A 10,162-nucleotide genomic window follows, 5' to 3' on the forward strand; every position below is an offset into this window, starting at 1 on the left:
CGGTCGGCCCGGGCCAGGGTCCTGCTTCACAGGGCGGTGGGGAGTGTCCTCCACAAGTGGAGCCGGTCGCCGGCCGCTTTGAGGGTGTCGAGTACGACCGGGTGAGGCGCGGCGTACAGGACCGGACAGTCCGTCTCACCCGTCGCCGGGTCGGGCGTGAAGGCGAGCCGCTCGCCGTCGAGGGAGAACTGCGCGTCCACGCCCGGCTTGTTGCCCCGGGGATCCTGCCGGTGCCACGCGCCGTTGAACCGCACGGCGATCAGACCGTGCACCACGTCGAGCTTCTGGTAGCACAGCGCGGTCGGGATGTCCTCGGCCCGCAGCAGCGCCGCGAGCGCGTGGGCCTTGGCGTAGCAGATGCCGGTGCGCTGTTCCAGGACATCGGAAGCGCGCCAGGTGACGCGGAGATCGCCCGAATCCTGCGAGTGCGGAATGGTGTCGCGCACGAACTCGAACGCCGCCTGCGCATACTCATACGAGTTCGCCACACCCCTGGCCAGCTTGGCCGCTGTCTCGCGAACGAGCGGATGGTGATGGTCTACCACCTCGTCAGCGGCCAAGTAGGCGGAGAGGTCGGGAGTTTCCTGGATCAGCTGCATGCAGGCAGAGCGTAGGGGCGAGCTCACACCTCGGTCAATGTATTTTCGCTCCAACGTATACTTATGCATCAGTGGGAAGAGCGGCTGAACACCACCGCAACCGCCCGCCCGGCCACAACCGGCGGACGGCGCGTCCCCCACGACCTACTACTGCAGGACGCCGATCTACCTGCACGACAAGGCGTCGTACACCTTCGAGGTCCCCTTGCGGATCGACCGGGTGGTGCGCGGCGCGCACACCACCGTCGCCACCGTCCACGACGATCCCGAGCTGAGCATCAGCGAGTTCGACCCGAACCTGCGCGACAACAGCGCGCGGATCGTCGTCAACTGACGGCACTCACGAGGAGATGGCCTCAGCGGGCCATCTCCTCCTTCAGTGCCGCCACGAACGCGTCCACGTCGTCCTCGGTCGTGTCGAAGGCGCACATCCAGCGGACGTCGCCCGCGGCCTCGTCCCAGAAGTAGAAGCGGAACCGCTTCTGGAGGCGCTCGCTCACGTCGTGCGGCAGGCGGGCGAACACCGCGTTGGACTGCACCGGGTGGAGGATCTCCACGCCGTGCACGGCGCGTACGCCCTCGGCGAGGCGCTGGGCCATCTCGTTGGCGTGGCGGGCGTTGCGCAGCCACAGGTCCCGGGCGAGCAGGGCCTCCAGCTGCACCGACACGAAGCGCATCTTGGAGGCGAGCTGCATGGACAGCTTGCGCAGGTGCTTCATGTGGCTGACGGCGTCCTGGTTGAGGACCACGACCGCCTCGCCGAAGAGGGCGCCGTTCTTCGTGCCGCCCAGGGAGAGGATGTCGACGCCGGCGGCGTTGGTGAGCGTGCGCATCGGGACGTCCAGGGTGGCGGCGGCGTTGGCCAGCCGGGAGCCGTCCAGGTGCACCTTCATGCCGTGCGCGTGGGCGTGCTCGCACAGGGCGCGTATCTCGTCCGGCGTGTAGACCGTGCCCAGCTCGGTGGCCTGGGCGATGGAGACGACCTGCGGCATCGCGCGGTGCTCGTCGTCCCAGCCGTACGCCTGCCGGTCGATCAGCTCGGGCGTGAGCTTGCCGTCGGGCGTGGGCACGGTGAGCAGTTTCAGGCCGCCGACCCGCTCGGGCGCCCCGCACTCGTCGACGTTGATGTGCGCGCTCTCGGCGCAGATCACCGCTCCCCAGCGGTCGGTGACCGCCTGGAGGGCGACGACGTTGGCGCCGGTGCCGTTGAAGACCGGGAAAGCCTCCGCGGTGGGCCCGAAGTGGCTGCGGACCAGGTGCTGGAGGTTCTCGGTGTACGCGTCCTCGCCGTAGGCGACCTGGTGCCCGCCGTTGGCCAGGGCCAGGGCGGCGAGCACCTCCGGGTGGGCGCCGGCGTAGTTGTCGCTGGCGAAACCGCGGACCTCGGGGTCGTGATGGCGACGGGCGTCGGTCTTCGGCGGGTTCACGGCTTCTCGGTGAGCCACAGACGGTTTCCGTTCACTTCGGCGGCGGGCTTCTCCCAGACCCCGGTGATGGCCTCGGCCAGGTCCTTGACGTCGGTGAAGCCCGCGAACTTCGCGTTGGGGCGGTCGGCGCGCATGGCGTCGTGCACCAGTGCCTTCACCACCAGGATCGTAGCCGCCGAGGTCGGGCCCTCGGGGCCCCCGGCCTTGCGGAAGTAGTCGGCCATGGCCAGCGTCCATGCCTCGGCCGCCGCCTTGCCGGCGGCGTACGCGGCGTTGCCCGCGGTGGGCTTGCTGGCGCCCGCCGCGCTGATCAGCACGTACCTGCCGCGGTCACTGCGCTGGAGCGCCTCGTGGAAGGCGAGGGACGTGTGCTGCACGGTGCGTACGAGCAGCATCTCCAGGAAGTCCCAGTCGTCGAGGCTGGTCCGGGTGAAGGTCTCGCTGCCGCGCCAGCCGCCGACGAGATGGACCAGGCCGTCGACGTGGCCGAAGTCCTTCTCGATGCGGGTGGCCCAGTCGCGGGTGGCCCGCAGGTCGAGCAGGTCGACCGTGTCACCGGTGACGGTGGCGCCGCCGGTGGCGTAGCTCGCCGCGTCCACCGCCTCCGCCAGCCGCTCCGGGTCGTTGTCCGAGCCGATGACGGTGGCTCCCGCCTCGGCCAGCCTGAGCAGCGCGGCCCGGCCGGCGGGTCCTCCCGCTCCGGCCACCGCGATCACCGCGCCGCTGAGCGCCCCGTTCCCCGCCATGGTCTTCGCCTCCTGAGCCGTGTTGTCGCTTCGCTGATCGCTCACGCGGCGATCCGCTCGGCGCCGTCCGCGGTGATGCCCTTGGTGGAGGCGATCACGTTCTTCAGCTTCTTGGACAGTGCCTCATAGAACATGCTCAGCGGAAACTCGTCCGGAAGCACGTCATCGACGAGTTTCCGCGGCGGCTGCGTCAGATCCAGGGCGTCGGGGCCCTTGGCCCACTTCGAGCCCGGGTGCGGGGCGAGGTAGGTGGAGACGAGCTCGTACCCGGCGAACCAGTGCACGAGCTTGGGGCGGTCGATGCCGTCGCGGTACAGCTGCTCGATCTCGCCGCACAGCTGGTTGGTGACCTGCGGGGCGCGCTCCCAGTCGATGGAGAGCTTGTTGTCCCTCCAGCGGACGACGTCGTGCTTGTGCAGGTAGGCGAAGAGGAGCTGGCCGCCGAGGCCGTCGTAGTTGCGCACGCGCTCGCCGGTGACGGGGAAGCGGAACATGCGGTCGAAGAGCACCGCGACCTGCACGTCACGCGCCTGCGGCACGCCGTCCTGCGCGAGCTTCACGGCCTCCTTGAAGGCGGTGAGGTCGCAGCGCAGCTCCTCCAGGCCGTACATCCAGAACGGCTGGCGCTGCTTGATCATGAACGGGTCGAACGGCAGGTCGCCGTGGCTGTGGGTGCGGTCGTGGACCATGTCCCACAGGACGAACGCCTCCTCGCAGCGCTTCTGGTCGTGGACCATCGCGGCGACGTCCTCGGGCAGCTCCAGGCCGAGGATGTCGACGGCGGCGTCGGTGACGCGGCGGAAGCGGGCGGCCTCGCGGTCGCAGAAGATGCCGCCCCAGCTGAACCGCTCGGGAGCCTCGCGCACGGCGATGGTCTCGGGGAAGAGCACGGCGGAGTTGGTGTCGTAGCCCGCCGTGAAGTCCTCGAACTTGATGCCGCAGAACAGCGGGTTGTCGTAGCGGGTGCGCTCCAGTTCGGCCAGCCAGTCCGGCCAGACCATGCGCAGCACGACCGCTTCGAGGTTGCGGTCCGGGTTGCCGTTCTGCGTGTACATCGGGAAGACGACCAGGTGCTGGAGGCCGTCCGCCCGGTTCGCGGCGGGCTGGAAGGCCAGCAGCGAGTCGAGGAAGTCGGGCACCTGGAAACCGCCGTCGGCCCACCGGCCGAGGTCCTTGACCAGGGCCTCGTGGTAGTCGCGGTCGTGCGGGAGCAGCGGGGAGAGCTCCATGACCGCGTCCGCGACCTGGCGGACGGCGAGCTCGGCAGCGGCCGGGTCGGGCGCGCCCTCGGCGTCGAAGTCGATCGACCCGTCCTTGGACTGCCATGGCCGGATCCGCTCCACGGCATCCTTGAGCACGGGCCATGCCGGGTGGTCCACCACCCTGGTCACGGGAGGAACTCGTTCCTCCGAACCCACCTGCACAAGAATTTCCGTCATGTCACACCTTCCACGGGAGAATCTCGCGTACGCCGACCGTATACACACGAGGTTCCTCCGAGCAAGGGCCACCTCGGGAAAATATCCTGCCTTACCCGGCCCTTCACCGCACTTTTTCCTGTCGACCATGCTTCTGCCCGCACGCACGCCGACCACACCCTCGCCCTCTGCACAGGGCGGGTGCAGGCGATACGGTCAGGTGGGCCGTCAGGCCCCCAGTGCCGCCTGTCGACGGAAGAGAGTCGCGTCTTGAACTTCCTCACCATCGGTCACCGCGGAGTCATGGGTGTGGAACCCGAGAACACCCTCCGGTCCTTCGTCGCCGCGCAGGAGGCCGGCCTCGACGTCATCGAACTCGATCTGCATCTGAGCAAGGACGGCGCGCTCGTCGTCATGCACGACACGGACGTGGACCGCACGACCGACGGCACCGGGGCGATCGCCGAGAAGACCCTCGCCGAGCTGCGGGCCCTGGACGCGGGCCGGGGCGAGCGGGTGCCGGTCTTCGAGGAGGTCCTGGACGCCGTATCGACGCCGCTCCAGGCGGAGATCAAGGACGCCCAGGCGGCGCGGGCCCTGGCCGAGGTGATGAACCGGCGCGGGCTGGCCGGCCGGGTGGAGGTGTCCTCGTTCCACGACGAGGCGATCGCCGAGATCAAGCCCTTGGTGCCGGGTGTGCGCACCGCGCTGATCTCCAGCCTCCCCCACTCTCGAATGAACTCGAGCGGGGGGACCCCCATCGGCAGCGACATCGTGGACCGCGCCGTCGCGGCCGGTGCCGAGACCGTCTGTCTGAACATCCGCCGGCTCACCCTGGAGATCGTGGAGCGCGCCCGCAAGGCCGACCTCAGGATCATCGGCTGGGTGGTGAACACGCAGGACCATCTGCGTCTCGTCCGCGCCTTCGGTCTGGACGGCGCGACCACCGACCACCCGGACATCAAGCGCACGGGCCGTTTCACCGCATAGTGGTCAGGCGAGCTCCTTGACCAGCAGCTCGAACTCCAGGTCGTCGCGCTGCGGCACGCCGAAGCGCTCGTCGCCGTACGGGAAGGGGGTCATCCGTCCCGTTCGACGGTAGCCGCGCCGCTCGTACCAGGCGATGAGGTCGTCGCGTACGGAGATCACGGTCATGTGCATCTCCGTCGCGCCCCAGGTCTCGCGGGCCAGCCGCTCCGCCTCCATGAGGATCACCTTGCCGAGGCCCGCGCCCTGGAGCCGGGGGCTGACCGCGAACATCCCGAAGTAGGCGTGCTCCCCCCGGTGCTCGAGCTGGCAGCAGGCGACGATCCGCCCCCCCCCCGCTCCACCGTCAGCAACCGGCCGTCGGGCGCCTTGATGACGGCCAGCACACCCTCGGGATCGGTCCGCTGCCCCTGGAGGATGTCCGCCTCGGTGGTCCACCCGGCCCGGCTCGCTTCCCCCCGGTACGCCGACTCGATCAGCGCGACCAGCTCGTCCACGTCGGCGTCCGTGGCATCGCGGAAGGTCAGTCCGGTGGCGGCGGTGTCCATGGGCGTACGTCTCCGTTTCATGGGGCGCTCGGGCAGGGATGAGGGTAACTCCGCCACTAGGCTCCGCTGCATGGTGCATGTACTCAGCAGCCGGATCCTGCTCCGCCCCACCGACCCCGAGCGGTCCCGTGCCTTCTACGGCGAACAGCTCGGGCTCGCCGTCTACCGGGAGTTCGGCACGGGGCCGGAACGCGGGACGGTCTACTTCCTCGGCGGTGGCTTCCTGGAGGTCTCGGGCCGGTCCGAGACCCCGCCGGCGCCGGCCACGCGCCTGTGGCTCCAGGTCGCCGACGCGGCGGCGGCGCAGGACGAGCTGCGGGCCAAGGGCGTGGAGATCGTCCGGCCGCCGGTGAAGGAGCCCTGGGGGCTGATCGAGGTGTGGATCGCGGATCCGGACGGGACGCCGATCGTGCTGGTGGAGGTCCCGGCGGACCACCCGATGCGCTACCGGCCGGGCATCTGAGATCACCCGGCGCGGTGCTCCCAGCCCCGGTCGGTACGGGTCAGCTCGCGGAAACCCGCGCCCGTCAGGTGGCCGAGCATGGTGCTGTCGGCGGCGGACTCGTAGGCGACGAGCCGGTCCACGCCGCACAGGCGGAGCCAGTCGGCGGCCTGGCCGAGCAGCCAGTGCTCCAGTCCGGTGCCGTACTGCGCGGGGTCGATGCGCAGGTTGCCGATGTCGGCCAGACCGGCGGCGCGGGCGTGGCGTTCCGGGCGGGCCAGGGCCGTGTCGATCTCGACGAACCCGAGGGCGCCGGTGTCGGCGCGGGCCGTGAAGCGGGTGCCGCACTCCCCCAGCGTGCGCTCGATCGTGACGCCGGGCCGGGGCTCGGGCTCCGGCAGGTCGGCCACCCGGGCGAGCAGGATGACCTCGGTGTCTCCGACGTGCTGGAAGCCGGCGCGTTCGTAGACGGCGCGGATGTGCGGCCAGTTGCGGGGCAGGCCGTAGACGAGCGGGGCGGGCAGCGCGCCGTCGGCGTACCCGACGCGGACGTTCCAGCGGGCGAACTGTGCCAGGCAGGCCCGCATCAGCAGGTCCGCGGCCTGGTCGGCGTCCGGCCAGAAGGACGCCGCCGGACGGCACACGAACCAGTCGATCTCGGCAGCGTCCCGGTAGGCCTCGCCGACCTCGGCGTCGGCGCGGTAACGCAGCAGGTGGGCCGCGGCGACGACGTATTCGCGCTGCTCGGCGACGAGCGTCGTCCGCTCGGCCACCCATGGGTCGGTGATGAACTCGCCGGGCTGCCGCTCCAGGTCGCTGAGGACGGTGTTGACGGAGACCGAGACTCCGGGGACGACGGCCGCCACGTGCATGTTGACCAGGTCGGTGAGCTGGTCACGGTCGGCTCGGCGGAAGGGGCGCACCTCGAGCGCGGGCATGGGAAACCTCCGGGCAGGGTGAGGGAGCTGGAGGCCGCCACGCGGTGCGGTACGGGACGAGGGTATGCCGGGGCCGGTGCGGCACACCAGTGGGTTTCCCCGGATGGCAGGGAGAACGGACCGCGGCTTAGCGTGCTGGGGAGGCTCATGCCCGGGGATTCCCTGCGGAAGGAACGCCATGAAGCTCGACGCACCGGTGACCGGCGGGCCCTGCTGGACTGAGCTGGGGACCACCGACCTGGAGGCGGCCCAGCGGTTCTACACGAGACTGTTCGGCTGGCGGCCCGAGACGGACCCGCGTCAGGAGGCGGGCGGCTACACCGTCGCGCACCTCGAGGACGCCGCCGTCGCCGCGCTCGCCCCGCTGTACCAGCCGTCGCAGCCGGTCGCGTGGAACGTGTCGTTCGCGGTGACCGACGCGGAGTCCACCACCCGCGAGGTGACCGAGGCGGGCGGGACGGTGCTGTTCGGCCCGGTGGACGTGTTCGACGCGGGCCGGATCGCGGTGGCCGCCGATCCGGGCGGTGCCGTGTTCCAGATGTGGCAGGCGGGCACCTTCCCGGGCGCCGGGCTGTTCAACGCGCCCGGTTCGCTGGGCTGGGTGGAGCTGTACACCCGGGATCCCGAACAGACCGTGGCCTTCTACACGCGGGTGTTCGGCTGGACCGTCAACGCCTCGGAGCGGTACACCCAGTGGGGCGTCGACGGGTCGTACTTCGGCGGCATGGTGACGATGGACGACAAGTTCCCGCCCGAGGTTCCGGCGCACTGGCTGCCGTACTTCGCCGTGGCGGACGTGGACGCCACGACCGCCGTCGTCCAGCAGCACGGCGACGTCCTGATGGTCCCCACCTCCGTGGCCGACGGACCGCGCATCGCGGTGCTTCGGGACCCGCAGGGGGCGATGTTCGGTGTGTACCGGGCGGGCGACGAGGGGTGGGGCGACGGTGGGTGACGCCGGGGTCGCGGTTTGCGTTGAAGTGTGCTCCAGCCCCTAGCGTCGTGCGTACGACCTGCCCGGAGGGGAAAAGACCGTGCGTTACACACTGTTCGGCAAGACCGGTCTGCGCGTGAGCGAGCTGAGCCTCGGCGCGATGACCATCGGCGACGACTGGGGCTGGGGCGCCGGCAAGGAGGCCAGCGCCCGGATCGTCGACGCCTACGCGGAGGCGGGCGGCAACTTCATCGACACCGCCAACAACTACACCGACGGCAGCTCGGAGCGGATCCTCGGGGAACTGCTCCAGGGCCGCCGCGACACGTTCGTGCTGGCCAGCAAGTACACCTGCGGGATCCGCGACGGCGACGTCAACGCCGCGGGCAACCACCGCAAGAACCTCGTCCAGTCGGTGGAGGCGAGCCTTCAGCGGCTGCGCACCGACCGGCTGGACGTGCTGTGGGTGCACGCCCGGGACAACTTCACACCGGTCGAGGAGGTCATGCGGGCCCTGGACGACCTCGTCCGCACGGGCAAGGTGCTGTACGTCGGTGTCTCGGACTGGCCGGCCTGGGAGATCGCGCAGGCCAACACCCTGGCGGAGCTGCGGGGCTGGACCGCGTTCGCCGGTTCGCAACTGCGCTACAGCCTGCTGGAGCGGACCCCGGAGCGCGAACTGCTTCCCCAGGCCCGGGCGTTCGACCTGGCCGTGCTGGCCTGGGCACCGCTCGCGGCCGGGAAGCTCACCGGCAAGTACCGCAGGGGCGAGACGGGGCGGCTGGACACCACGGGCGGTGACATCGACCCGCGCGAGGAGGCGGTGATCAGTGCCGTCCTGGAGGTCGCCGAGCAGGGCGGCTGGAGCCCGGCCCAGGTGGCGCTGGCCTGGCTGCTGGCCCGGCCGGGCAACGTGGTCCCGATCATCGCGGCGACCAAGGAGAGCCAGCTCGCCGACAATCTGGGCAGCGTCGACGTCCGGCTCGACGAGGACGCCCTCGCCCGCCTCGACGAGGTGAGCGCGGTACCGTTCGGCTTCCCGCACGACTTCGTCCGCGAACCGGCCATCACCCGGAACATCTACGGCGACCGCTGGACGGCCATCGAGGACCGCCGCTCCACGCACCGCCGCACGGCGCACGACGTGCTCTGACCACCGGCCCCCGCCGGTGGCCCCCACCGGTGGCCGGTTCAGCTCCGCAGCGCGCCGAGGCGGCCCTCCAGCTGACCGAGCAACTCGCCGAGCAAGGCGGCCAGTTCGCCCTGCTCGGGGCCGTCCAAGCCGGACAGGACGGCGGTCTCGTAGGTGAGCTGGGCGGGCAGGATGCCGTCGACGAGTTCGCGTCCGGCGTCGGTGAGGCGGAGATGGACGACACGGCGGTCGCGGGTGTCGCCGCGGCGCTCGACCAGGCCGCGTTCGGTCAGCTGCTTGAGGCGCTTGGTGACGGCGGCGCCCGAGGAGAAGGTCTCCCGGGCCAGCTCCCCGGGCGTCAGCTCGTGCCCGGTGCGGCGCAGCGCGCCGAGCAGATCGAACTCGGGCCGGCTGAGCCCCGCCCTGCGCAGGGGCGCGTCCTCGGCCTGCTGGAGGAGGGCGGCGCAACGGTTGATCCGCCCGATGATCTCCATCGGCCCGGTGTCGAGCCCGGGGTGCACGGCCTGCCACTGCCGGACGACGGCGGCGACGGTATCGCCCCGCCGACGGCCGGCGAAGTCCCCACCGACGGCAGAGGCGTCACCGGCCGGATCGCTTCCGACGACAGAGGCATCACCGACCGGATCGCTTCCGACGCCAGACGCATCACCGACCGCACCCCGACCGACGCCAGACGCATCACCGACCGCACCCCGACCAGCCGCAGAGGCCTCACCGATCAGGCCTCCTTCGGCCCCAGAGACCTCACCGGCCAAACCGCCTCCAGGCGCAGGGGCTCCGCCGACCGGGCCCCCTTCATCCGCAGAAGTCCCGCCGGCCAGATCACCTCCGGCCGCTTGGGCGGCGCCGCCCAAGCCCCCTTCAGCCGCGGAAGCCTCACCGGCCAGACCTCGTCCAGGCGCGGAGGCCTCGCCGCCCGGGCCTCCTCCGGCGGCAGGAGTGATCCCGCCGCCCAGCCCCTCTCCAGTAG

The 10,162-nt window shown here is 71.0% G+C and carries 12 protein-coding genes and 1 pseudogene; 6 read left to right on the forward strand and 7 right to left on the reverse strand.

What is annotated here, in order from left to right; genetic code table 11:
* Positions 1 to 26 precede the first annotated feature (26 nt).
* Positions 27 to 599, reverse strand: a complete 573-nt coding sequence (locus CA983_RS09170; RefSeq protein ID WP_086600376.1) for a transglutaminase domain-containing protein — start codon at positions 597 to 599, stop codon at positions 27 to 29.
* A gap of 205 nt (positions 600 to 804) precedes the next feature.
* On the opposite strand from CA983_RS09170, the gene CA983_RS48890 reads away from it, so the two are divergent.
* Positions 805 to 933, forward strand: a complete 129-nt coding sequence (locus CA983_RS48890; RefSeq protein WP_279628427.1) for a hypothetical protein — start codon at positions 805 to 807, stop codon at positions 931 to 933.
* A gap of 22 nt (positions 934 to 955) precedes the next feature.
* Here the strand turns inward: CA983_RS48890 and CA983_RS09180 are convergent, their stop codons facing one another.
* From CA983_RS09180 to CA983_RS09190, 3 genes are read right to left on the reverse strand one after another with little or no spacing between them, the layout of a single operon-like run.
* Positions 956 to 2,026 carry a threonine aldolase family protein gene (locus CA983_RS09180; RefSeq protein WP_086600377.1) on the reverse strand — a complete coding sequence of 357 codons (1,071 nt, stop codon included), beginning with the start codon at positions 2,024 to 2,026 and terminating at the stop codon, positions 956 to 958.
* Positions 2,023 to 2,772 carry an SDR family oxidoreductase gene (locus CA983_RS09185; protein WP_086600378.1) on the reverse strand — a complete coding sequence of 250 codons (750 nt, stop codon included), beginning with the start codon at positions 2,770 to 2,772 and terminating at the stop codon, positions 2,023 to 2,025. Before CA983_RS09185 ends, CA983_RS09180 begins: the two co-directional genes overlap by 4 nt.
* 41 nt (positions 2,773 to 2,813) lie before the next feature.
* Entirely contained in the window at positions 2,814 to 4,211 is a 1,398-nt protein-coding gene (locus CA983_RS09190) for a DUF6421 family protein (RefSeq protein ID WP_086600379.1), read from the reverse strand.
* 249 nt (positions 4,212 to 4,460) lie between these two features.
* Here CA983_RS09190 and CA983_RS09195 point away from each other — a divergent pair, with 249 nt between their 5' ends.
* Positions 4,461 to 5,180, forward strand: coding sequence for a glycerophosphodiester phosphodiesterase (locus tag CA983_RS09195; protein ID WP_086600380.1), 720 nt, complete (start codon positions 4,461 to 4,463; stop codon positions 5,178 to 5,180).
* A 3-nt stretch (positions 5,181 to 5,183) separates the two neighbouring features.
* Here the strand turns inward: CA983_RS09195 and CA983_RS09200 are convergent.
* A pseudogene (locus tag CA983_RS09200) lies at positions 5,184 to 5,725 on the reverse strand (GNAT family N-acetyltransferase).
* A 70-nt stretch (positions 5,726 to 5,795) separates the two neighbouring features.
* Between CA983_RS09200 and CA983_RS09205 the strand changes: the two are divergent.
* The gene (locus CA983_RS09205) at positions 5,796 to 6,188 is read left to right on the forward strand and encodes a VOC family protein (protein WP_086600381.1); all 393 of its coding nucleotides are present in this window, start codon (positions 5,796 to 5,798) and stop codon (positions 6,186 to 6,188) included.
* Between the two features lie 2 nt (positions 6,189 to 6,190).
* Here the strand turns inward: CA983_RS09205 and CA983_RS09210 are convergent, their stop codons facing one another.
* Positions 6,191 to 7,105 carry a GNAT family N-acetyltransferase gene (locus CA983_RS09210; protein WP_086600382.1) on the reverse strand — a complete coding sequence of 305 codons (915 nt, stop codon included), beginning with the start codon at positions 7,103 to 7,105 and terminating at the stop codon, positions 6,191 to 6,193.
* A 178-nt stretch (positions 7,106 to 7,283) separates the two neighbouring features.
* On the opposite strand from CA983_RS09210, the gene CA983_RS09215 reads away from it, so the two are divergent.
* Complete coding sequence (locus CA983_RS09215; RefSeq protein ID WP_086600383.1) at positions 7,284 to 8,060, forward strand: VOC family protein; 777 nt, start codon at positions 7,284 to 7,286, stop codon at positions 8,058 to 8,060.
* 79 nt (positions 8,061 to 8,139) lie between these two features.
* Positions 8,140 to 9,192, forward strand: a complete 1,053-nt coding sequence (locus CA983_RS09220; protein ID WP_086600384.1) for an aldo/keto reductase — start codon at positions 8,140 to 8,142, stop codon at positions 9,190 to 9,192.
* Between the two features lie 38 nt (positions 9,193 to 9,230).
* Here CA983_RS09220 and CA983_RS09225 read toward each other — a convergent pair whose 3' ends face one another.
* Complete coding sequence (locus CA983_RS09225; RefSeq protein ID WP_086600385.1) at positions 9,231 to 9,692, reverse strand: MarR family winged helix-turn-helix transcriptional regulator; 462 nt, start codon at positions 9,690 to 9,692, stop codon at positions 9,231 to 9,233.
* On the opposite strand from CA983_RS09225, the gene CA983_RS09230 reads away from it, so the two are divergent.
* On the forward strand, positions 9,687 to 10,162 hold a 476-nt coding region (locus CA983_RS09230; RefSeq protein WP_143645468.1), incomplete at its 3' end, for a hypothetical protein. The genes CA983_RS09225 and CA983_RS09230 overlap by 6 nt on opposite strands.

This window comes from Streptomyces swartbergensis, assembly GCF_002148965.1.
Lineage (GTDB): Bacteria > Actinomycetota > Actinomycetes > Streptomycetales > Streptomycetaceae > Streptomyces > Streptomyces swartbergensis.